24 protein-coding genes are annotated in these 20626 nt (G+C 53.5%); 11 read left to right on the top strand and 13 right to left on the bottom strand.

The genetic code is table 11. From position 1 onward, the window contains the following. Window positions 1-3: 3 nt before the first annotated feature. The 5 genes from TIRI35C_RS01795 to TIRI35C_RS01815 form a co-directional block, all read right to left on the bottom strand. Window positions 4-1092 (bottom strand): hypothetical protein, encoded by a 1089-nt coding sequence (locus TIRI35C_RS01795; protein WP_188201525.1) that lies wholly within the window; start codon window positions 1090-1092, stop codon window positions 4-6. Between the two features lie 41 nt (window positions 1093-1133). Continuing rightward, window positions 1134-2000, bottom strand: a complete 867-nt coding sequence (locus TIRI35C_RS01800) for a hypothetical protein (protein WP_246454652.1) — start codon at window positions 1998-2000, stop codon at window positions 1134-1136. Between the two features lie 28 nt (window positions 2001-2028). Then, window positions 2029-2931, bottom strand: a complete 903-nt coding sequence (locus tag TIRI35C_RS01805) for a hypothetical protein (protein ID WP_188201526.1) — start codon at window positions 2929-2931, stop codon at window positions 2029-2031. Beyond that, window positions 2928-6797 carry a hypothetical protein gene (locus TIRI35C_RS01810; RefSeq protein WP_188201527.1) on the bottom strand — a complete coding sequence of 1290 codons (3870 nt, stop codon included), beginning with the start codon at window positions 6795-6797 and terminating at the stop codon, window positions 2928-2930. The genes TIRI35C_RS01805 and TIRI35C_RS01810 overlap by 4 nt, the downstream gene beginning before the upstream one ends. A gap of 79 nt (window positions 6798-6876) precedes the next feature. Then, window positions 6877-7335 carry an HIT family protein gene (locus TIRI35C_RS01815; RefSeq protein ID WP_188202945.1) on the bottom strand — a complete coding sequence of 153 codons (459 nt, stop codon included), beginning with the start codon at window positions 7333-7335 and terminating at the stop codon, window positions 6877-6879. A 46-nt stretch (window positions 7336-7381) separates the two neighbouring features. Between TIRI35C_RS01815 and TIRI35C_RS01820 the strand changes: the two genes are divergently transcribed. The 9 genes from TIRI35C_RS01820 (at window position 7382) to TIRI35C_RS01860 (ending at window position 13018) form a co-directional block, all read left to right on the top strand. Then, window positions 7382-7612, top strand: coding sequence for a hypothetical protein (locus tag TIRI35C_RS01820; RefSeq protein WP_246454654.1), 231 nt, complete (start codon window positions 7382-7384; stop codon window positions 7610-7612). Between the two features lie 77 nt (window positions 7613-7689). Next, window positions 7690-8472 carry an archaeal proteasome endopeptidase complex subunit alpha gene (gene psmA, locus TIRI35C_RS01825; protein ID WP_188201528.1) on the top strand — a complete coding sequence of 261 codons (783 nt, stop codon included), beginning with the start codon at window positions 7690-7692 and terminating at the stop codon, window positions 8470-8472. A gap of 11 nt (window positions 8473-8483) precedes the next feature. Beyond that, window positions 8484-9194, top strand: a complete 711-nt coding sequence (locus TIRI35C_RS01830; RefSeq protein WP_188201529.1) for a ribosome assembly factor SBDS — start codon at window positions 8484-8486, stop codon at window positions 9192-9194. Then, complete coding sequence (rrp4, locus tag TIRI35C_RS01835; RefSeq protein ID WP_148882810.1) at window positions 9191-9961, top strand: exosome complex RNA-binding protein Rrp4; 771 nt, start codon at window positions 9191-9193, stop codon at window positions 9959-9961. Before TIRI35C_RS01830 ends, rrp4 begins: the two co-directional genes overlap by 4 nt. Then, a complete protein-coding gene (rrp41, locus tag TIRI35C_RS01840) occupies window positions 9958-10707 on the top strand; it encodes an exosome complex exonuclease Rrp41 (protein WP_188201530.1) in 750 nt (249 codons plus the stop codon). Before rrp4 ends, rrp41 begins: the two co-directional genes overlap by 4 nt. A gap of 1 nt (window position 10708) precedes the next feature. Beyond that, on the top strand, window positions 10709-11518 hold the full coding sequence (rrp42, locus tag TIRI35C_RS01845) for an exosome complex protein Rrp42 (RefSeq protein ID WP_188201531.1): 810 nt from the start codon (window positions 10709-10711) through the stop codon (window positions 11516-11518). Between the two features lie 23 nt (window positions 11519-11541). Beyond that, on the top strand, window positions 11542-11829 hold the full coding sequence (locus TIRI35C_RS01850; RefSeq protein WP_188201532.1) for a hypothetical protein: 288 nt from the start codon (window positions 11542-11544) through the stop codon (window positions 11827-11829). A gap of 51 nt (window positions 11830-11880) precedes the next feature. Beyond that, window positions 11881-12279 carry a cell division protein SepF gene (locus TIRI35C_RS01855; protein WP_188201533.1) on the top strand — a complete coding sequence of 133 codons (399 nt, stop codon included), beginning with the start codon at window positions 11881-11883 and terminating at the stop codon, window positions 12277-12279. Window positions 12280-12358: 79 nt separating this feature from the next. After that, on the top strand, window positions 12359-13018 hold the full coding sequence (locus tag TIRI35C_RS01860; RefSeq protein WP_188201534.1) for a ZPR1 zinc finger domain-containing protein: 660 nt from the start codon (window positions 12359-12361) through the stop codon (window positions 13016-13018). Here TIRI35C_RS01860 and TIRI35C_RS01865 read toward each other — a convergent pair. Continuing rightward, entirely contained in the window at window positions 13015-13539 is a 525-nt protein-coding gene (locus TIRI35C_RS01865; RefSeq protein ID WP_188201535.1) for an ASCH domain-containing protein, read from the bottom strand. The genes TIRI35C_RS01860 and TIRI35C_RS01865 overlap by 4 nt on opposite strands. 57 nt (window positions 13540-13596) lie before the next feature. Here TIRI35C_RS01865 and TIRI35C_RS01870 point away from each other — a divergent pair, with 57 nt between their 5' ends. Together TIRI35C_RS01870 and TIRI35C_RS01875 are read left to right on the top strand one after the other, a co-directional pair. Then, window positions 13597-13962 carry a hypothetical protein gene (locus tag TIRI35C_RS01870; protein WP_188201536.1) on the top strand — a complete coding sequence of 122 codons (366 nt, stop codon included), beginning with the start codon at window positions 13597-13599 and terminating at the stop codon, window positions 13960-13962. Window positions 13963-13989: 27 nt separating this feature from the next. Continuing rightward, on the top strand, window positions 13990-14403 hold the full coding sequence (locus TIRI35C_RS01875) for a hypothetical protein (RefSeq protein ID WP_188201537.1): 414 nt from the start codon (window positions 13990-13992) through the stop codon (window positions 14401-14403). On the opposite strand, the gene TIRI35C_RS01880 is transcribed toward TIRI35C_RS01875, so the two are convergent. From TIRI35C_RS01880 to TIRI35C_RS01910, 7 genes are all read right to left on the bottom strand, one after another. Continuing rightward, window positions 14390-15400 carry a homoserine dehydrogenase gene (locus tag TIRI35C_RS01880; RefSeq protein WP_188202947.1) on the bottom strand — a complete coding sequence of 337 codons (1011 nt, stop codon included), beginning with the start codon at window positions 15398-15400 and terminating at the stop codon, window positions 14390-14392. The two genes, TIRI35C_RS01875 and TIRI35C_RS01880, sit on opposite strands and share 14 nt — an antisense overlap. Window positions 15401-15444: 44 nt before the next feature. After that, window positions 15445-16290 (bottom strand): CBS domain-containing protein, encoded by an 846-nt coding sequence (locus TIRI35C_RS01885; RefSeq protein WP_188202948.1) that lies wholly within the window; start codon window positions 16288-16290, stop codon window positions 15445-15447. Between the two features lie 82 nt (window positions 16291-16372). After that, window positions 16373-17581: a sodium ion-translocating decarboxylase subunit beta gene (locus tag TIRI35C_RS01890; RefSeq protein WP_188201538.1), complete on the bottom strand. Its 1209-nt coding sequence runs from the start codon at window positions 17579-17581 to the stop codon at window positions 16373-16375. A gap of 6 nt (window positions 17582-17587) precedes the next feature. Continuing rightward, window positions 17588-18046, bottom strand: a complete 459-nt coding sequence (locus TIRI35C_RS01895; RefSeq protein WP_188202949.1) for an acetyl-CoA carboxylase biotin carboxyl carrier protein subunit — start codon at window positions 18044-18046, stop codon at window positions 17588-17590. A 2-nt stretch (window positions 18047-18048) separates the two neighbouring features. Continuing rightward, window positions 18049-18417 carry an OadG family protein gene (locus TIRI35C_RS01900; protein ID WP_188202950.1) on the bottom strand — a complete coding sequence of 123 codons (369 nt, stop codon included), beginning with the start codon at window positions 18415-18417 and terminating at the stop codon, window positions 18049-18051. 18 nt (window positions 18418-18435) lie between these two features. Next, window positions 18436-20004 (bottom strand): carboxyl transferase domain-containing protein, encoded by a 1569-nt coding sequence (locus tag TIRI35C_RS01905; RefSeq protein ID WP_188201539.1) that lies wholly within the window; start codon window positions 20002-20004, stop codon window positions 18436-18438. 130 nt (window positions 20005-20134) lie between these two features. After that, window positions 20135-20566 carry a translation initiation factor IF-2 subunit beta gene (locus tag TIRI35C_RS01910; protein ID WP_139680118.1) on the bottom strand — a complete coding sequence of 144 codons (432 nt, stop codon included), beginning with the start codon at window positions 20564-20566 and terminating at the stop codon, window positions 20135-20137. Window positions 20567-20626: the final 60 nt, after the last annotated feature.

Consider the following 20626-nt stretch of genomic DNA (forward strand, 5'->3'; position numbering starts at 1 on the left):
TTCTCACCCCCGGTTGACGATCATGTAGTAGCCAACACCCGTGTATGGTCCTGTTTTTGCTGTGTAGTTGGCTGGGAATTGAGCGTCTTCGTTTCCATCAAAGTTGAGGTCCAAATATAAGCCCGCATCTATATCGTAGACATAATGATGCCCCAGAGTGTGTCCTTTTGCAAGGAGTGCAAACACAACCTCCCACGCAGATTCATGAACTTGAGGAACACCATCGATCCAGTATTCACTCTGCCAGTGAGTGGGCATAATTGAGTCAAGTGTGTTAAATTTAGGTCCACCATACATCACTATCAGTTCGAGCAGTCCATATCCGGTTTTTTCTTCGAGTTCTCTGGAAACGTTTTCGAGCTGTTCTTTGAAAACTGCGTAGTCTTTTGGTGTGCTTATCTCCGTCCACAGGTCACCGGCTTCCATTACCGTCTTCATCTTCTCGAATTCTATGCCGTATTTACTCCAAAGAAGATCCTTTAGAGCCCCATAGGTGAACCCGTCCATTTTATTATCGTTATTTGGATCCCATAAGAAAGGCGCACCGTACTCGTCACCTATGCCGAAGACGAAGTGGCCAAGCTCATGTGCCATACCTCCATACCATCCCTTGTTTAACGGGCCACCATACCAGTCCCACGGGAAGAGAATGTATCCCTCCTCCTTTCTATTGAGATTCTTTACCCACTTCCAGTACCAGAAACCATGAATGGTTTTTGGTGTTATGTTAGTCCTCAACGTCATCCTTATCATGTAGTCCTCCCATTCCTCGCTCTCCTCGGACACATTGTTCTTTATGCTAACCTCTGTTATCATCGCGTACCCGTCGGTGTAGTCGTAGATGACCTGACTTGCCTTCTGGAATCCCCATAAGAGTTGGGTGAGCTCGGTTTGATTTGCATCCCAGCCAACGGCCACGGTAGGTTTAATACCCAGAACATCGCTCAGCGCGGGATTCTTCCCTATGAACAGCTCAACCGCGTTCGGAACACCGTCGCGGTCGTAGTCGCCGTAAGCGTCCTTTTCAATGAGACCCTCGTAGATTGCTAGATCATCAACCCAGAACCCGTCCGATGGATCGAACCTCTCCATGGTTCTTCCTTTCATTTTCACTTCCTTTCCTCTATCTCAATTTATTTTCTCCAGCAGGGCAGTCCGTATTCTGTTTTTTCTATCGTTCCGTTGTTGTGAATTGTAATTTTGTACACGGTTCTGCATTCTCCTAGCTCCTCGGCGATGCTCCAAGGATCGGGGTTGAGAACGGTTTCATTCTTCGTTACGAGGATACCCCACGCGGACTCAAAGTACCGGGAAACGTTGGCTGGAAGGCTTGTGTTTCCAATCTGGGGAAGGTCAAGCTTTGGAATATAACCACCGACGATTCCGATGGGATATTCTATTTCTAGGATGTCATGAGTGCTGTTATACTGCATGATTTTGAGGATAAAAGCTAAGAGGCACTTGTCCTCTGAGGGAAAGACTAGGTAGCCCCCTGTAACGTTAGTGTGTCCCAGTCTCACGAGTTCCCAGCTTTCTCCAAGGGTGACTCTGCACTTTGGACAGATGGTTATGAACCTCTGGCAGGGAACAGAATTCTGCATCAGTTCCTCAAGAGAGTTTCCTTTAAAGACCCTTACCGTGCCATTGGATTTTACTATCAGTCCTGCTTTAACGCGCTCAAGGTTCTCAACACTTTTTGCTTCAAATGAGAGGGGTGAATAGTCAGCGTACGTTTTAACGCTTCTGACGTGGTGTTCCACCTCTGGAATTATGTTTCCTTTCAGTTTGAGAATGTGAAGTGTTAGGTTTCCGTTCTGATATACTGCCAGCCTCCACTCGTCCTCTTGATATTGCATGAGGATTATTCCTTCGGTAGCCCCTGCATTGTTTAGAACACAGGAGGGCGTATTGAAGCAGGAGGTAATCTCATGCCGTTCCCAGACTACCCATGATGAGAAGACGAGGAAAGCTATGATAATGATGAGGACAGTCTTCCTCATCCCCAGACCACCTCCAACAAACAGGACTTTAAGTTTCTTGTTTGTTGCACTTTAGGGGTGTGTCTTCTGTTTTCCTATTGAGGTGCCAAGTTGGAAGCCTTTCTTTCATTGAAATTCCCTTGAAGTATTTTTCAACAGATACCCAATTTAATCCTGCGTTCGGGAAAAAGCAGTAGCTCTCAATTTTGGCAAAACTGGTGTTATTGGTCAAATGATGAGTGGAAACGTTGAGGATAGCTTCAATCAATTGCCCGTTGAGCTTAAACGAGCCATGATAAAAGGTCTTGCCCGACCCTGTTATCGTAACGTCTGAGTAGTAAACGGCGAGGATTGAAGTATGTTCTCCATTAGGTATTTCGATGACAGGTATAAAAGAAGGTTTATTGCTTAGACTGGGAATTACTAAAACATCTTCCGTACCGATTTCATAGGCGCGGGAATCCACATGAAGATAGGTTTTTATCCAAAGTTCTTTTTTGGCGTATAGTATGGCAATCCTTCTGATTGTTTTGTTGTCGTACTGTTTAAGGATTTGCTCTACCGTTGGGAAGTTTGGTGGGTTTTGTTCTGTATACCATTTTCCGGCGAAGAGTAGTGATGGAGTTCCTTCTGGCACTTTTTCGAGGAGTTTTAAGTCAAGGGTAAGTGGAGAATAGTTTAATTGTGTTTCCACGGTTTTTGTTTTCCTGGTTCTGAAAAATAGCGGAGAATTCTGACTAATGTAATAAACTTTGAGTTCCTGAGTTTTAGGGTTGTACGTTGCGAACTGCCAGCAATCCTTGTCGTGATAGACGGCAATGAGCTTTTCACTGTTGGAAATTCCTGCTAACTTATAAGTACCCTCTGCCGAGGAAAGTTGATGGTAAGTGTAGGCATTGTATGCGAAAAAAGAAAGGAGCAAAATCAGGAGAAAAACAAAAAGAGATCTCATCCCCAGACCACCTCCATGAGGTAACCAACGCCTGTATAAGGCCCAGTTCTAGGAACAAAACCTAAATCAACAACAGAGTCAATTTGGATTCCATTGGACATAATTATATTCTGTGGTCTGCATGCATATGCCCCTTTGCTGGGATCCTCAAGTGGTACGCATGCGTTTATTTCCAGATTCTCGCTTGTGAGAATTTTGTACAGTGTTTCCCATCCTGAAGAATGCCACTTATCTGGATCGTTCGGGTCTCCCCATTGGTCTGGGAGCATGTCTGTGTCTGTAGTGTATCCCATGTTTATCCAGGCATTTTGGTATTTTTGCCATAACTGATAAGTCCAGTTTCTAAACATCTTGTAGTCTCTTGGGGTACTAAGTTCACTCCATTCCCACTGCTTGTTCATTACTGTATGTAAGCTAAGCATTTTTCCAGTGAGGATTAAATATATTTCGGGAGTTTCAGGCCCCACGAATTCTGTTAATACTGCTGGATACCATTCTCCATATTTGTGCCCATGCCAGTCTAGATATTCATCACGCAACCAGAAGACATAATGGCCAAGTTCGTGCCCCAACATTTCTCCCCAGTCTTCTTCCCCTATTGAGCCCCAAAAGTTTCCTCCCCAAAATTTCTCAGACATCATTATATGTATGAATGCTTTCTCTTGGGGAGATACCCCAGGATCTCTTTTCATCCAGTATCCTCCGACTACAGCTTTTGGCCATCCAGGATATAGGAGTTCTCCTGATGTTTGAGGAATTTGCCATGTAGTGTCATGTACTCTCACATCTGCTACGTCCCAGTTTCTCTTCTTGTCCCAGATCCTGACTTGTGTAATCATTGCGTAGCCGTCCGTGTAGTCGTAGATGAAGTCACTTGCCCTTCTGATGCTGTAAATCAGGTTTTTCTTGTCTTCTTCGCTCATCGTCCATTCTACTGATATGTTCAGTTCAATGCCGAGGATATCTCTCTTCGCCGGATCTTTTCCAATAAATAGTTCAACACTGTTTGGAACACCGTCTCCATCGTAGTCATAGTATGTGTCGTCACTCGTTGGTGAGAACTTGTTGGTTCCAAGCTCTTTGTTAAGCTCCAGCTCTCTGTGGAATGGTATCCCATCGCCGTCGGCGTCGTTCAGTTTGATGAGGAACCATATTTCTGCATCGTCCTCATCAACGTCCGTTGAGGTTGCAACGGCGTCAAAGGTCAGCGAGCTCGTCTCAGTTGAGGTTTCTGAACTCGAAACTGACTCGGTGCTGAGGGTTTTAACGTTCTCAGTTTCGTTCCTGAAGATTAACGTCGCCTCGTATCTGGCACCCTTTCCGATTCTGGCTGTTGCATTGGTTGTGACATTGCTCACATTGGTGCCGTTGCCTTCCCCTCCCGTGGACATTGCGTTCACTTCCTCGTTTAGTTTCATTGCCCTCACTTTGGCGTTTCGTTTGTTGATGATGAGAACCTTCCTATGGGTCCCGTTGGGGAGTGAGAGCGTGAAGAGTACAGCTTCCTCAGGGTTTGTGTACCGATAAAGGATTCCGCTCTTGTGATCCCTTAGTTCTAAAGATTCTATCCCGTCCCAGCCCTGAACGTTCGTGATGTTAACGACGCTTAAATCATAGCCAAGGGCCTCAAGTTCATCATAGTACTTGGAGAAAGGCTCAATGTCGGTGCTTGGGTTTATATCACCACAGGAACCGTCGCCACAGCCACTCAGATGGCCGTAACCGAAGTATTCCTTATGATCGTTGGGATAGTCGTCTCCGCTCCAGGTTCCGGTTAGAGTGTTAAACACTATATGGGCAAATGGAGAGGATGTTGGTGAGATGTCCAGCACGTTTTCTCCATCGTTCAGGTTTAACCACAAATCTACAGTCTCTGCGTTGTCTGGGATGTCAAAGGTGAACTTTGCTATTGCCTGCTCATCTATGTTGCTGAAAATATTTTCTCTGAGGAGGGTTCTCTTTTCGTAGTCTGTGGTCATATATGCAAGTTGTGAATTGTATACTTCTTGATATTTTCCGTTTATAAGTGTAAACGCTTTTAAGCTGACGTCTCCGCTAACTGCATCGAGTTCCCGGTACCTAAATATGTAGACAGTTACCGTTGCATCTGTAAACGGCTCTATATCCTCCGCGTTGCACCACCCATCCCTGTCACTGTCTGCAATAACTGTGACGTTCATTCTGTAGGTTTCTCCAGTCTTTCCGTACTTGTCCACGGGGGCGAACTCGACGGTAACGTTCTCCCGACAGTTGGTGTAACTGTATAGGACGAGATAGAACCCTCCAGATTCTCCTGAGGGCACCTGGGGAACGAGAAAACTGAAGCGTCCGCCAACGTTTACCCACACGTTTACAGTATCCCCATCAGGGTCGTAAACATAAACCTGGCCGGTGTTGTTGTCGTTGGCGTACACCTGGCCTGGAAATTCAACGCTCTCAATCCTCGGTGGGGAGTTGGGCCTCACGTAGATCTTTCTGCTCCACTCGCTCGTTGAGCCGTCTTCAGCGGTCATTATTATCGTGAAGTTGTGATAGCCTGCAGTTGGCCGGCTCCAGATTAGATAAAATCCGTCATACTGGTTATGGGCGTAGATGAATCCTCTACTGAACTCATCAACTTTAGCCCCATCAACCAAAAGCGTGAGCTGTATATCTTGAGTTGTATCTGTTGGATTTTTGGCTGTGATGTTGAACCTCAGGGGATAATCCATTACCGGAGTGTTATACCTTACTTCACTGATATATGGGTGGGGAGTAGCGTCTACGTGGAATGTCTTTCCAATGGTGGCAGTTTCTCCGTTGTAGTCCGGGACGAACTTGACTACCAGCGTGTGGTTTCCGGGAGTTGCTGTCCATGCCCCGTAAACGTTGTAGTATCTTATACTGTATTTTCTCACGCTCACGTCTCTTTCAGTCTTTACCAGCGTACCGTCTACGTATACCTCTATAGTTCCGGTCCCGTCGAGTGCACCCCTGTTGTCCAGCTTCAAGGTCAGCGACATGTATTCCCCGTCTATCGGCGGATCTGGTTGTATTGTGATCCCCTCAATGGCAATCTCCGGTGATGCCTGGTACTGGTATCTTGAAATCACATTACCCCAGCGGTCTATAAGGTACAGGACATCGCCATCGTTGTTTAGTATCGCACTTTCTGGGGAGCTGGCTATCAAAATTTTTATGGGGGTGTACGGGGGTGCGGAACTGCTGAGTTCTATTGAATGGTCCCTGCCAAAAGCGTCGGTGCACTCTTCTTTGGGAGTGCTGTTCATCCAGCAGCTTGGGTTGCCGTATGCATAATCATCGAGAAGGTGCCACCCTTCCAGGCTCTGAGATATAGAGCTGGGGTTGTACAGGTAGGTGTACTCGCCGGTTCCATCGTTGGTTAGATAATCAACGTCTATTATTTGAACCGCTGAGCTGGTTGAAAGGAGTTCGACCTTGAACTCGTTGTTGATGCTCTCCGTTGATTGGACTGAATATGTGCTGCTTTCTTTTTCCCTTTGAATGGCTTCCAGCGCTCTCCTTGGATTCCTCCAGAGGTAAGTTTTTATTATAGTGGGCTCGGTGCCGTTGTACCACCAGATCTGGAATATCAAGTTAGTTCCGTTCCAGTGTGCATTTCTGATTCTCATGTTCTCTGAGATTACCATCTCCCCGTTCAGCGTGCCGTTTAGAAGGGCTTCCATTAGCGTCAGTATTGCTCTTCTTTCCTCCGGGGTGGCGTTCTGGAGGGCGTTAAGGTACCTCTCGAAGAACGGGTTAATAATGCCCCCCCCGTTTTGGGTCTCTGATACTGCTCCGGTTGTCTGTGGCAGGCCGCTCAGTACGAGCAACACGGCGAGAACCACTACAACCAGCCGCCTCATCCATATCACCATTAACGGTCGTTGCATTCTAGGTATTGGAGAATTGTGAATAAAAACATTGCGGGAACGAATCAAATTATCACTCAAAGTGTTGTCCAAACGCCTCCCTCAGCCTCTCGACCTCTTCCTCCCTCAGCCTGTTCTTTACCCAGCGCTCCCTCATGCTCAGGTTCTCGTCTTCCAAATCAAGGACTGCCTTCCTGACGCCGCCCCTCGGGTGAGCGCAGTCCCCTTCCCAGCGGGGAATCACTTGGAGGTGAATGTGCGGAACGGTCTGGCCGGCCGCTCTTCCGAGGTTCATCCCCACGTTGAACCCGTCCGGCTTGAAGGCTTCTCTCAGCTTCTCCATCGCCAGCTCCATGCCCCTTATCAGGGCGACCTTTTCTTCCCCGCTCAGCTCTTCCCAGCTCTCGACGTGCCTCCTGGGGACGACCAGCAGGTGTCCCCGGTTCGCCGGGTATGAGTCGAGGAGTATTCTAATCAGCTCGTCCTCGTAAAGGATTGCCTCGGGCCTTGCGCTGCAGAAAGGGCATTCCATCGCCACCACCAAAGGCTTAAAACGGGTTCCCGATAAAAAGCCCTCGGTGAGTGCGGTGGGCGATACCTTGGATGTTATGAAGAAAAGCTACCAGAGGTTCCTGGCCGTCGGCCTCGGCCTCATGCTGATCGCGTTCCTTCTGATGATATGGCAGCCGCTGGGCAGACAGAACTCGCTAATACTGGCGGTGATAGTCTTCCTGGTGGCGTTTCTGCCGCTGGAGTTTGCACGCAGGATAGCTAGAAAGATGGCCCTCATGGCTCTGAAGGGTGAATAGAAAAGCTTAATTAGACCGCCCGAGAATTACGGGAAGAGTGTAGAGGAGTGACGATAATTCGTTAGAGGTGATGTAAAATGGCGTTTGTACCACCACAGGCAGGCTACGACAGGGCCATTACTGTTTTCAGCCCTGATGGAAGGCTCTTCCAGGTGAACTATGCCCGGGAGGCAGTGAAGAGGGGCGCCACCGCCGTCGGCGTCAAGTGGAAGAACGGCGTCGTCCTCGCGGTGGAGAAGAGGATAACGAGCAAGCTCATCGAGCCGAGCAGCTACGAAAAGATTTTTCAGATCGACGACCACATTGCGGCCGCTCCGAGCGGAATAATCGCCGATGCAAGGGTTCTCGTTGACAGGGCCAGGCTTGAGGCCCAGGTTTACAGGCTTACCTACGGCGAACCCGTTCCGCTCACCGTTCTGGTGAAGAAGATATGCGACCTCAAGCAGGCCCACACCCAGTACGGCGGTGTGAGGCCCTTCGGTGCGGCCCTTCTTATGGCCGGTGTGAACGACAAACCGGAGCTCTACGAGACCGACCCCAGCGGGGCCTACTTCGAGTGGAAGGCAGTTGCCATAGGCAGCGGAAGGAACACCGCCATGGCAATCTTCGAGGAGCACTACACCGACGACATAGACATGGAAGGTGCGATAAAGCTGGCCATAATGGCCCTCGCAAAGACCCTTGAGGAGCCGAGCGCTGATTCGATAGAGGTGGCCTTCATAACAATGGAGGACAGGCGCTGGAAGAAGCTCTCCAGGGAGGAGGTCGAGGGATACCTCTCTGAGATACTGGAAGAGGTCAAGGAAGAGGAAGTCGAGGAGAGGGAAGAGGACTACTCCGAACTCGACCAGAACTACTGAGGTGACGGGCGATGCCCATAAGCGTGGATAAAGCCGTTATCGCCCGTCTGAAGACGCACGGCGAGACGTTTGAGATACTCGTTGACCCGTACCTTGCGAGGGACTTCAAGGAGGGCAGGGACGTCCAGATAGAGGACGTCCTCGCTACCCCTTATGTTTTCAAGGACGCCCACAAGGGTGACAAGGCCAGCGAGCACGAGATGGAGAAGATATTCGGCACCAGCGACCCCTACGAGGTGGCCAAGGTAATCCTCCGCAAGGGAGACGTCCAGCTCACCGCGGAGCAGAGGCGGCAGATGATAGAGGACAAGAGGCGCTACATAGCGACGGTAATACACAGGCACGCGGTTGACCCCAGGACGGGTTTTCCCCACCCCGTTGACAGGATTCTAAGGGCGATGGAAGAAGCTGGGGTCCACGTTGATCTGTTCAAGGACGCCGAGGCACAGATTCCGGGAGTCATCAAGGCTATACGACCGCTCCTCCCGATAAAGATGGAGATGAAGGTCATCGCCGTGAAGGTGCCCGGTGATTACGTCGGAAAGGCCTACGGAGAGGTCAGGAAGTTCGGAAAGATAAAGCGCGAGGAGTGGGGAAGCGACGGCTCGTGGATGTTCCTCATCGAGATTCCGGGAGGAATTGAGGAGGAGTTTTATGAGAAACTTAACGCCCTCACGAGGGGCGAGGCGGTAACTAAACTGATAGAGAGGAAGGGACTATGAGGCGGATTTTTGTAAAGAGTAGGGAACTTGTGGTCCCGGGCACTTTACTTGCCCAGGGGCCGTTTAAGAACGGAAGAGGGACCTTCAGGGAAGGCAACAGGATATACTCCACCGTCGTGGGGCTCGTTGAGATAAGGGGCGACACTATACGTGTTATCTCGCTCGAGGGGCCGTACATACCCGAGGTCGGCGACAACGTCATAGGGAAGATAGTGGACGTCAGGTTCTCCAACTGGACGGTTGACATAGGCGCCCCGTACCAGGCGGGCCTCCGCGTTCAGGACGCCACGGAGGAGCGCATCGACCTCGCAAAGACAGACCTGCGCAGGATATTCGACATAGGGGACATAATCTACGCCAGGATAAAGGCGTACAACGAGATAAACCAGATAGACCTCACCACGAAGGGCATGCCCTTCAGGGGCGGTCCCCTGCGCGGGGGGCAGATAGTGGAGATAACCCCCTCCAAGGTGCCCAGGCTCATAGGCAAGGGCGGTTCGATGATAAACCTCATCAAGAAGCTGACCGGCACGAGGATAATCGTCGGCCAGAATGGCTGGGTGTGGGTCAGCGGAAAGAATGAAGAGCTCGAAAAGCTGGCCATCGATGCCATCCTCAAGGTGAACAGGGAGAGCCACACTCAGGGGCTGACCGACAGGGTCAAGGAGCTTCTCATGACCAGGCTCCAGGAGCTCAAGGAGCGGGGAGTTATTGAGGAGATACCGCAGATTGAGGAACCAACCGCTGGAAAGGGTGAGGGAGAATGATGGGCAAGCCCGAGGATTTAAAGCTCATAGATGAGAACGGAAAGAGAGTAGATGGGAGAAAGAAGTACGAACTGAGGCCCATTAAGATGGAAGTTGGTGTTCTAAAGAACGCTGATGGCTCCGCCTACGTTGAGTGGGGTAAGAACAAGATCCTGGCCGCGGTTTACGGACCGAGGGAGATACACCCCAAGCACCTCCAGAGGCCGGACAGAGCAATCTTGCGCGTCCGCTACAACATGGCCCCATTCAGCGTCGAGGAGAGGAAGAAGCCCGGCCCGGACAGGAGAAGCGTTGAGATAAGCAAGGTCATAAGGGGCGCCCTTGAGCCTGCTTTAATCCTCGAGATGTTCCCGAGAACGGCCATAGACGTCTTCATAGAGGTTCTGCAAGCTGATGCAGGAACGCGCGTCGCTGGAATAACTGCGGCCTCACTCGCCCTCGCCGACGCGGGTGTGCCGATGCGGGACCTCGTCGCCGCCTGTGCCGCTGGCAAGATAGAGGGCGAGATAGTGCTCGACCTCAACAAGGACGAGGACAACTACGGTGAGGCCGATGTTCCGGTGGCGATAATGCCGCTCAAGAACGACATAACACTGCTCCAGATGGACGGGTACCTCACGAAGGATGAGTTTGTCGAGGCGGTGAGGCTCGCCATCAAGGGTGCCAAGGCGGTCTACCAGAAGCAGCGCGAGGCGCTGAAGGTCAAGTATCTCAAAATAGCCGAGGAGGTCGGTGGAGGTGAGTGAGATGGAGATAATGGCGGGCATAATGCGCGACCACATCCTCGCGCTCCTCAAGGAAGGCAAGCGCGTGGACGGCCGCGGCCTCGAGGACTACAGGGACCTCGAAATCAAGGTCAACGTCATAGAGAAGGCCGAGGGCTCCGCGTGGGTCAGGCTCGGCAATACCCAGGTTCTCGTGGGTGTTAAGGTGGACATGGGAGAGCCCTTCCCCGACCTCCCGGACAGGGGCGTCATAACGACCAACGTGGAGCTCGTTCCCCTTGCCTCCCCGAGCTTTGAGCCCGGTCCGCCGGACGAAAACGCCATAGAACTCGCCCGTGTGGTTGACAGGGGTATAAGGGAGAGCCAGGCGGTTGAGCTTGAGAAGCTCGTCATAGTTCCGGGCAAGCTCGTCCGCGTCGTTTTCATAGACGTCCACGTCCTCGACCACGACGGCAACCTCCTCGACGCGAGTGGCATCGGTGCGATAGCGGCCCTGCTCAGCACCAGGATGCCAAGGGTGGCCTACAACGAGGAGACCGACGAGGTCGAGGTTCTCGACGAGTACGAGCCCCTCCCGGTCAGGAGGATACCGATACCGGTTACCATGGCCAAGATCGGTCCGAACATCCTCGTTGACCCGAACCTCGATGAGGAGCGCGTCATGGACGGCAGGATAATCATAACCACCGACGAGAACGGAATGATATCCTCCGTCCAGAAGAGTGAGGGCGGTTCGTTCAAGCTTGAGGAGGTCATGTACGCGGTTGACACCGCGATAAAGAAGGCCGCCGAGATAAGGGAGAAGGTTCTTGAGGCCGTTAAGGCCGAGTGACCTTTTCCCCTTTGGTGATTTTTATGAGCCTTGTGGACGCCATCGCGGTGGTCGTGATGGTTCTCTTCACGCTCCAGTTTCTTGCACTGGCGGTTAGGGGTGGTTCGAAAAAGGAGCTTTTCCTGACGTTAGCTCTCTTCTCGATTACCCTCGGCGTCTGGCTCATCTACAACGCCTCCTTCACCTGGGGGTGGGACTTTTACACCTACGTACCCCTTGCTTTCGCGGTCGCCACCTTTCTCCTGAGCGTTTTTGGACTTTATCGGCTGCGCGAGGAGGAAGGACTGGGCGAATTTCAGAAAGAGATATAAACACAAATGCCCAAAATAATCCAGCCTTATGATTAATTGGGGGGAACGGTTATGGGATTGTTTGACAGCCTTAAGAAGAAGGACGAAAAGCCCAAGAAGAAGCCGCCGGCGGCGGTTAAGAAGAGTGTTGCCGCTCCCAGGCATGACATCGATGTCGTTCCTCTTGAGGAGGATGTTATTGCTAAGGAGATAGTCAAGCCCCAGATCAGGTACCTCAAGAAGATCGTCGTCACCAGCTACGCCGACCTTGAGAGAATCTCGGAGGAGCTCCAGAACGGCAACATAGTTCTCGTTGACCTCACCCCGCTCGAGGTCAAACCGGAGGTTCTTGAGAAGGTCGCGGAGCAGCTCAAGGGAATGGTCGGGGCCCTTGGCGGTCAGGCCGCTAAAATATGCAAGCACGAAATAAAGCTCATTCTCGTCCCGTCGGACATCAAGATAGCCAAGTGATTTCCTTTTTGGCCCTTTCTACTTCTGCCTACCATGGATTTATAAAGGGGTCGGCCCCTCTATTCTCCGGTGGTGCGAGATGACGGAAGGTGAGAAACCCAGGGTCGATGTGGGAGAGGCGGATGATATCCAGGTCATCTCTCTTGGGGACTGTCCGATCTGCGGCGGCAAGGGCACGCTCAAGGCCATGCAGTACATCCACGAGATACCATACTTCGGCAAAGTCATGGAGAGCACGATATTCTGTGAGAAATGTGGCTACAGGAACGCTGACGTTGTGATGCTGGAGGACAGGCCCCCGAAGCTCTACAGCGTAAAGGTTGAGGAGGAGAAGGACCTCTTCACCCGTGTTGTGAGAAGCAAGAGCGGGACGATAGAGCTGGAGGAAATCGGCGTCAAGATAGAGCCCGGCCCCGCGGCGGAGGGCTTCGTCAGCAACGTCGAGGGCGTTCTTGAGCGCGTTCGCGAGACCCTCCTCATGGCGAGGGAGTTCAAAAAGCAGGATGGCGACGAGGAAGCGGTGCGCAGGGCGGACGAAATCCTCGAGTACATCAACGCCGTTAAGGAGGGCAAAAAACCTCTGACGGTCAGGATAATGGATCCCCTCGGCAACAGCGCCCTCGTCGGTGAGAAGGTGAAGAGCCGCCTCCTGACGCAGGAGGAAATCGACAGCCTCAGCCTCGGCCCCTACGTCACGGTCGAGCCAGAGGCTGGAGAGGACCCCGAAGGCAGCTCTTAGAGATAGACCGCCTCCCTGGACAGGAGGTCCTCGATAAGATCCCTTACCCACTCCTTTCGGCTTTTTCTTGAGAGATGGATTATGCCCTCAACCTGGACTCCGTAGCGCTCCCTCATCTCCTCCCTGCTCATGGGCTCCCTGAAGAGGAACGGCCTCTCTATTGTGAAGGCGTAGCCGTACCCTTTGATGTACTCTCCAAGCCAGCGCTTTCCGTTTTCCCCGTGAACCAGGGTTAAACCGCTGGTTTCCTTCGTCATCTCCCACAGCGTGTCCAGGTCTGCCCTTATGACCTCTCCGACCTCAAAGCCCCCCGCTATGGTGCCCCTTTTTGTCAGGGTCTGCTCCTCGTGGAGGCCGAGCCTTCTCAGCGTATCTCTGAGCTCGTATGGGTTCCCCCTAGCCACGTAGAGAAAGACTGTGTCCCCCTCCCCGAACGCCCGGCTCTTCCTGAGCTCTACCGTTTTCAGTCCCCGGAATATAAGCTCCGCATAGACCTGGTGGAGCGCTATCACGTGCTCCATGGTTTCACCGCCCTTCCCTCGCGGATAAGCTTTTAAAACCTTCGATGATTACTATTGATGGGGGTTATGATGGGCAGAGTCAAAGTGCTTCCCAAGCGGGGTGAGTTTTCCTTAGTAGTGCTGTCTCTCATGCTTTCACTGGTCTTTTATGGGAGTGGCTTCAGGTTCTTGGGAATGTTCTTTATGATTTTTGGATTCACGTTCGTCTTCTTTTCGTTTGAACGTGTAATCTTTGCTGGGACTTACAAGGTTCGGGTCAAGAAAAAGGGAGCCGTCTTTGAGGTGGAGATCTTTCAAGATAAGAGAAGGGTGTGGCGCGGAAACGTATCGGATTACGCTGAGTTCGGTGATGTTGCCTTTGATGTAAGGGGCGGAAGGGTGGCGGTCGTTTACATGGGGAAGGAAGTAGGGCTGCTCCCGTGAGAGGGATTTGTCCGGGCGGTGGGCCCCATGGAGGTCTGGGCAGAAAAGGTCCACGTAAGGAACGAAAGACTTTGGAAGCTCGGCCTGTCCTATCTGGCAATCTCGCTGGTTCTTCTCGCGGCGAGCGTCGGCAGATGGCCGGTTCTGCCGTTAATGAACGTTTTTATTGCATTAGCTTTCCTCGTCCTTGCATCCCGTTTCAGGGCGGTGAGGGTAACCTGTGAAGGAGAAACGCTCCTCCTCGTCCCCAACTACTCGACCTCCCCCCTGGTAGTCAGGAGGCCCGGAGGGGAGGTTCTTTTCAGGGAGTTCTTCCCGCTCTTATGGGAGAATGAACTGGAAACTCCCTGCGGAACGCTCAGGGTTAAAGCCATTCCCCACCGCTTCGGAAAGGTCGAGCTTTTGATAAGGGCTGGAGAAAATGAAGTCAGACTTCCCTGAGATGCAGGGAAGCCTTTATGATGTCGCTCACCACTCCGCTGGCAGTCTCCTTCAATCCCGCCCCGGCCCCCTTGATGACCAGCTCGCCGAGCAGATCGGTTCTCATTATCGCAACGTTCTCGTGGCTCTCAACTGCGAGGGGGCTTCCGAGCGGTACCTCCCTCGGTTCGACGACGACCTTTCCCTTCTCCACGGCGGCAACGAGCCTTATCGTTCTTCCGCGCTCCCGAGCCCTCCTCACCTCCCCGGATGTGACCTCCGCTATTCCCTTGACCGCTATATCGTCAAATGTTATCGGGTGGAATGCGAGGCAGTGGAGGATTGTTGCCTTGTAGCCCGCATCGATGCCCAGGACATCGCCGCTTGGGTCTCTTTCGGCTATTCCGAGTCTTTGGGCGGTTTTTAGGGCCCTCTCGAAGTCCTGCCCCATCTCCATCTGGCTCAGGATGAAGGTTGTGGTGGCGTTCAGAACGGCCTCCATGCCCTCAATTGAGTCCGCAAGGATGCCCTCGCGCAGGAGGGTGATGATCGGCGTGCCCGCCATCACGGTGGCCTCGAAGAGGTACGGAAGGTCCCTCTTCTCGGCTTCCTCTGTGAGGTCGGCGTAGTGAAAGGCCAGGGGCGGTTTGTTGCTCGTAACGACGGCTTTGCCGTCCTTCAGCGCCGCCAGATGCCACTCGTGGGCGTTTTTATCGTTGGTCACGTCCACGATTATATGGGCGTCTATTTCCCTCACGGCCTCCTCCGGCGTGAAATTGTACACCTCGTAATCGCTGGTCCAGGCCGAGAGCTTCCCGAAGTTCTCCTTTACCATGAGTGCTTCTCTGAGGTCTATACCCTCTGGAAGCCACACCGTTCCGCTCGTGTCGGAGATGCTCACAACGCGAAACCTGAGGCCGTATTTCTCCCTGAAAAGGGCCTCCTTCTCAAGCAGAACCTCCGCCACAGCCCTCCCAACGTTCCCAAAACCGAAGAGTGATAGCTTAACTTCCCTCACGCACATCACCGTAAGAAGAGGGAGAAAAAAGGGCTTAAATCCTTTCACTTGTTGAGGATCACTTTTATGATGTCCATGTCCCTGACGATGCCGACGAGCTCGCCCTCGCCCCGGATGACGGGCAGCTGCTCTATCTCGTACTTGACCATCTTCTGGGCGACGTCGTAGACGCTCATGTGCGGTGTCGCAACGACCAGCTCGCGGTTCATTATGTCCTCAACGGGCTTCTTCGGCAGCTGGAGTTCGGCCTTCTCGAAGAGGAGCGTCGGGTTGCTCTCGAGTATCCAGTCCTCCTCGCTCGAGGCGGAGAGGGAGGTGCTCTTCATGACGCGGATGACCTCGCTGTCCTTCAACAGGTCAGTCTCGTCCACCATTCCGATTAGGTTGCCTTCGTCGTCGATGACCGGGATGGCCATGGCGTTGCACAGGAGGAGGGCCTTGAGAGCGGCTTTGAGGGGTGTTCCCCTCCAGACGACGCCCACGTTCTTCTGATAATAGTTCTCTATTGTCACGTTCTTCAGCTTCTCGTTCTTGGCGAGGTATCTGCGCACTATATCGCCGACCGTTAGAACGCCTATAACCCTGTTCTCCTCGTCAACGACGACGACACGCCTGTAGTCCATCTCCAGCATTGCCCTGACGGCCTTCCTGAGGTCGTCGTTGGGCCTTACGGTCGGGACGTCCCTCTTAACCAGCATCGCCAGCTGCTCCTCATCAGGATGAAGCAGAACCCTCTTTATACTTATGATCCCGACGAGAGCCTTGGTGTTCTTGTTGATTACAGGGAATGACCTTACCTTATGCTTCCTGAAGAGATCGAGGGCGTATTCCCTCGTGGCTGGAAGCTCCACAACCACCGGCTCCGAAGTCATCAAAGTCTTCACGCGCATTTCCTTCACCACCGCTTTAAGTTAAAGCGCCCTCCTCCTATTTTAAGCTTTTCATTCAAAAATTGACAAAAAGTGGGAGGCATTAACCAGCCAGAACCGCGAGGAAAACACCTGCCGCGACGGCGGTTCCGATAACGCCGGCAACGTTCGGACCCATCGCGTGCATGAGTATGAAGTTCCCGGGATCCTCCTCGCTTGCCATCCTCTGGACGACGCGCGCGCTCATTGGAACCGCCGAAACTCCGGCCGCCCCTATCATCGGGTTTATCCTTCCTCCGGAGAGCTTCATCATGAGCTTTCCGAAGAGCACGCCTCCTGCTGTGGCGCTGGCGAAGGCGACGATACCGAGGCCGAGGATCATCAGGGTCTCCTGGGTGAGGAAGCTGTCGGCCCTCATGGTCGAACCAACACCGAGGCCGAGGAATATGGTGACGATGTTCATGAGCTCCTCCTGGGCGGCCCTGCTGAGCCTCTCGACGACGCCGCTCTCCCTGAACAGGTTGCCTATCATGAGCATTCCAACGAGCGGTGCTGCACTGGGAACGAGGAGGCCGATAACGATCATACTGACTATCGGGAATATTATCTTCTCCCTCTTTGACACGGGCCTGAGCTGCTCCATTCTGATTTTTCTCTCCTCCTTGCTCGTGAGGGCCCTGATAATCGGTGGCTGGATCAGCGGGACCAGGCTCATGTAGGAGTATGCCGCAACCGCTGTCGCTCCAAGTATCTCGGGCGCGAGCTTCGTGGTGAGGTATATCGTCGTCGGTCCATCGGCGCCGCCGATGATGCCTATCGAAGCAGCCTGGTGCAGGTTGAAGCCGAGGGCCAGGGCGGTGAGCATGGCTATGAACACACCTATCTGGGCAGCGGCACCCATCAGGGCGGTCTTTGGATCGGCTATCATCGGCCCGAAGTCGGTCATGGCTCCGAGGCCGAAGAATATCAGGAGCGGCACTATCTCCGTCCTGATGAGGGTGTAGTAGATTATGTCAAAGATACCTGGAGGGCCGTACTGCTGGTTGAGGTAGCTCAGCGTTGCGAAGATGTTGTCGGCTATGCCCTCGGGCAGGTTCGGGGCTATGGGCCAGTTGGCCAGGTGGCCGAGCGGGATGTTCACCAGCACGGCGCTTATACCTATCGGGAGGAGCAGAAGGGGCTCCATCTCGTAGCGTATGGCCAGGTAAACGAGCGCCAGACCGACGGCTATCATCACCACGTTGCCCGGGCTGAGGTTGAGCAGCCCCATTCCCTGGAAGAACGCTATTATCGATTCCACCAGTCCCGCCATCTGTCCTCACCCGAGTTCTATCAGTGCCTGTCCTGTATCGACTGTGTCGCCTTCCTTGACGAGGATCTTCTTAACCACTCCATCCTTTGGAGCGGGGATTTCGTTTTCCATCTTCATTGCTTCCAGGACCACTAATCCCTGTCCGGTTTTGACCTGCTCGCCCTCCTTCACGAGGATTCTCAGAATCTTGCCAGGCATTGGGGCGGTGACGACGCCCTCCCCCGCTGGAGCAGGGGTTGCCGGCGCGGCCGGGGCAACCGGGACGGCCGTGGGGACTGGAACGCTCGGGGCACTTGGGGCGCTCGCGGCAGGAACCGCGCTCAGGGCACCCACGTCGATTCCGAGTCCCTTCGCTTCAACGGTGTACTCCCTGTCTTCAAAGGCGACCTTAAAGCGGCCGCCTCCGAGTTCCTCGACCTCAACCTCGTACTCAACACCATCTACGATGACCTTAACCTTCGCCATCTTCACCACTTCCCAATTTCATAGTTGAAGTCCTCAACTTCCTCCATGCCCGACTGAACGCCGTAGAGGCGCCAGGCGTCTGAAACCTTTCTTCTGAATGGCAGGGGCCTGAGCTGGGCGGCCTTCTCGGCAGTGTATGCGAGAACCGCAGCGGTTACAACCGCGAGGTCCCTCGGAGGTATGGCGGGCTTCTCCTCCTCTGCCGCGGGGGTCGGTGTGGGGGCGAGTTCCCCTGCGGAGGTCTCTTTCTCAACGAGCCTTCTCTCGCTCCAGCCCACGAGGTAGAGGACGACCGCCAGGACACTGAGCACCATGAAGACTATCGTAACGCCCAGCACCGTCAGGTTCAGGCCCTCCATGAACTCGCTCATTACTACCATGCTAACACCTCACAGCGGTATGTTGCCGTGCTTCTTCGGCGGGAGCTTGACGCGCTTGCTCTCTATGGCCTCGAGTGCGAGGATTATCTTAGCCCTGGTTTCAGCGGGGTCGATAACGTCGTCTATGTAGCCCCTTGCGGCGGCGACGTACGGGTTGGCGAACTTCTCCCTGTACTCGGCTATCTTCTGCTGCCTGACTTCCTCCGGGTTCTCGGCCGCGGCAATCTCCTTTCTGAAGATGATGTTCGCTGCTCCTTCCGGCCCCATGACCGCTATCTCCGCGGTCGGCCAGGCGAAGACGAAGTCTGCTCCAAGGTGCTTGCTTCCCATGGCGAGGTAGGCACCGCCGTAAGCTTTCCTGAGGACGATGGTGACGAGCGGGACGGTCGCCTCGGCGTAGGCGTAGAGTATCTTCGCTCCGTGCCTTATGATTCCGCCGTACTCCTGCTGGGTTCCCGGCAGGTAGCCCGGAACGTCAACTAGGGTGACTATCGGGATGTTGAATGCGTCGCAGGTTCTAACGAACCTGGCAATCTTATCGGAGCTGTCTATGTCGAGAACTCCGGCGAAGTGTATCGGGTTGTTGGCGACTATACCGACGGTCTGGCCGTTCATCCTTCCGAATCCAACGACTGCGTTCGGGGCGAAGTACGGGAGTATTTCAAGGAAGTCCGGGTTGCCGTTCTCGTCCCTGTCCACTATCTCGTAGATGACCTGCCTCACATCGTAGCCCTTGTTCGGGTCGTCCGGGACGATGGAGTAGAGGTTCTCGGTCTTCCTGAAGGGCAGGTCGTTAGTCTTGACGCGCGGCGGCTTCTCCATGTTGTTGGACGGGAGGTAACTCATGAGCCTCCTTATGAGTGCCAGAACCTCCTCGTCGCTCTTTCCGATAAGGTGGGCCTGTCCTGCTCTCTGGGCGTGAACCATGGCACCGCCGAGCTGTATCGGGGTTACCTCGACGCCTGTCACAGCCTTAACGACCTGCGGCCCGGTGATGAACATGAAGCTCGCCGGGTTGTCCACCATGAGGATGAAGTCACCGATGGCAGGGCTGTAAACGGCTCCGCCGGCGCAGGGTCCCATTATCGCGGTTATCTGCGGAACAACACCGCTGAGAATCGTGTTCATCTTGAAGATCTCGCCGTAGCCCTTGAGTGAGTCAACGCCCTCCTGGATTCTGGCACCGCCGGAGTCGTTGAGGCCTATAACCGGCGCCCCTGCTTCAAGGGCCAGCTCCATTACGCGCTTTATCTTCGCCGCGTGCATCTCACCGAGCGAGCCGCCCATGACGGTGAAATCCTGGGCGAACACGAAAACGAGTCTTCCGTCGATGGTTCCGTAGCCGGTTATGACACCGTCGGCGGGCAGTTCCTTCTTATCGAGGCCGAACTCCGTCCCGCGGTGCCTGACGAAGGCCCCTATCTCGACGAAGCTTCCCGGGTCCAGGAGCTTCTCAATCCTCTCGCGGGCGGTCAGCTTGCCCTTGGCGTGCTGCTTTTCAACGGCAGCCTCCCCGCCCATCTCAAGAATCTTCCTCTTCCTCTCATACAGCTCGTTGACTTTCTCTTCCATACTCATGAGAACTCCCCCTGGGTGGCTTGATGCCCGGCACTTGTAGTTTGTAAAGTTTAAAAGGGTTTTCAAAACCGTTAGGCCTTCCAAAGAAAAAATGTGCACAGTCGTGCAGGGAAAATGAATGAAAAAGGGTTCAGAGGTGCTGTATCGGCGTCTCTGCACCACAGGCCTCACACTTGAGGAAGTGGAAGCGACCCTTCTTGATGATCTTGGTGTCCGGCGAACCGCAAACGGGACAGATGACGTAGTCCCTGAGGTACTTCTTCATCTTGTTCGCAATGAGGTACGGTGTGAAGCGTCCCTGGAGGATTACGCGCCTGCCTTCGAGCGTTCCAGCCGTTGCTACCTCGCGCAGGATGAACTTGAGCAGGTGGTTCGGGTCGCGGTTCATGGCCTCCGCTATGTCCACGAAGTTCTCGATTATAGTCCTGTTTCCGGCTATCGTGACGGCCGCCGCGGGCACCTCGAAACGGGAAGTGTGATGCTTGACGTTCTCGGGGAGCTCCTCGTAAGCCTTATCGAGTAAACCCTCGAAATCGTAAAAGTCAACCTTCTTTTCGCTCATGCTCTCACCTCCATCTTAACTATCCGAAGGCGTTTATAACCTTTTGGCGTGGAAGATGAA

This window comes from Thermococcus camini, from assembly GCF_904067545.1.
GTDB classification, from domain to species: Archaea; Methanobacteriota_B; Thermococci; order Thermococcales; family Thermococcaceae; genus Thermococcus; species Thermococcus camini.

Excerpts from the sequence above, each read along its gene's own strand:
- TIRI35C_RS01810 (WP_188201527.1), bottom strand. The coding sequence starts at position 6,797 with ATGAGGCGGCTGGTTGTAGTGGTTCTCGCCGTGTTGCTCGTACTGAGC.
- TIRI35C_RS01865 (WP_188201535.1), bottom strand. The coding sequence starts at position 13,539 with ATGGAGCACGTGATAGCGCTCCACCAGGTCTATGCGGAGCTTATATTC.
- TIRI35C_RS01830 (WP_188201529.1), top strand. The coding sequence starts at position 8,484 with ATGCCCATAAGCGTGGATAAAGCCGTTATCGCCCGTCTGAAGACGCAC.
- TIRI35C_RS01905 (WP_188201539.1), bottom strand. The coding sequence starts at position 20,004 with ATGAGTATGGAAGAGAAAGTCAACGAGCTGTATGAGAGGAAGAGGAAG.
- TIRI35C_RS01870 (WP_188201536.1), top strand. The coding sequence starts at position 13,597 with ATGGGGGTTATGATGGGCAGAGTCAAAGTGCTTCCCAAGCGGGGTGAG.
- TIRI35C_RS01850 (WP_188201532.1), top strand. The coding sequence starts at position 11,542 with ATGAGCCTTGTGGACGCCATCGCGGTGGTCGTGATGGTTCTCTTCACG.
- TIRI35C_RS01805 (WP_188201526.1), bottom strand. The coding sequence starts at position 2,931 with ATGAGATCTCTTTTTGTTTTTCTCCTGATTTTGCTCCTTTCTTTTTTC.
- TIRI35C_RS01795 (WP_188201525.1), bottom strand. The coding sequence starts at position 1,092 with ATGGAGAGGTTCGATCCATCGGACGGGTTCTGGGTTGATGATCTAGCA.
- rrp42 (WP_188201531.1), top strand. The coding sequence starts at position 10,709 with ATGGAGATAATGGCGGGCATAATGCGCGACCACATCCTCGCGCTCCTC.
- TIRI35C_RS01875 (WP_188201537.1), top strand. The coding sequence starts at position 13,990 with ATGGAGGTCTGGGCAGAAAAGGTCCACGTAAGGAACGAAAGACTTTGG.
- TIRI35C_RS01885 (WP_188202948.1), bottom strand. The coding sequence starts at position 16,290 with ATGCGCGTGAAGACTTTGATGACTTCGGAGCCGGTGGTTGTGGAGCTT.
- psmA (WP_188201528.1), top strand. The coding sequence starts at position 7,690 with ATGGCGTTTGTACCACCACAGGCAGGCTACGACAGGGCCATTACTGTT.
- rrp4 (WP_148882810.1), top strand. The coding sequence starts at position 9,191 with ATGAGGCGGATTTTTGTAAAGAGTAGGGAACTTGTGGTCCCGGGCACT.
- TIRI35C_RS01890 (WP_188201538.1), bottom strand. The coding sequence starts at position 17,581 with ATGGCGGGACTGGTGGAATCGATAATAGCGTTCTTCCAGGGAATGGGG.
- TIRI35C_RS01895 (WP_188202949.1), bottom strand. The coding sequence starts at position 18,046 with ATGGCGAAGGTTAAGGTCATCGTAGATGGTGTTGAGTACGAGGTTGAG.
- rrp41 (WP_188201530.1), top strand. The coding sequence starts at position 9,958 with ATGATGGGCAAGCCCGAGGATTTAAAGCTCATAGATGAGAACGGAAAG.
- TIRI35C_RS01800 (WP_246454652.1), bottom strand. The coding sequence starts at position 2,000 with ATGAGGAAGACTGTCCTCATCATTATCATAGCTTTCCTCGTCTTCTCA.
- TIRI35C_RS01815 (WP_188202945.1), bottom strand. The coding sequence starts at position 7,335 with ATGGAATGCCCTTTCTGCAGCGCAAGGCCCGAGGCAATCCTTTACGAG.
- TIRI35C_RS01910 (WP_139680118.1), bottom strand. The coding sequence starts at position 20,566 with ATGAGCGAAAAGAAGGTTGACTTTTACGATTTCGAGGGTTTACTCGAT.
- TIRI35C_RS01860 (WP_188201534.1), top strand. The coding sequence starts at position 12,359 with ATGACGGAAGGTGAGAAACCCAGGGTCGATGTGGGAGAGGCGGATGAT.
- TIRI35C_RS01855 (WP_188201533.1), top strand. The coding sequence starts at position 11,881 with ATGGGATTGTTTGACAGCCTTAAGAAGAAGGACGAAAAGCCCAAGAAG.
- TIRI35C_RS01900 (WP_188202950.1), bottom strand. The coding sequence starts at position 18,417 with ATGAGCGAGTTCATGGAGGGCCTGAACCTGACGGTGCTGGGCGTTACG.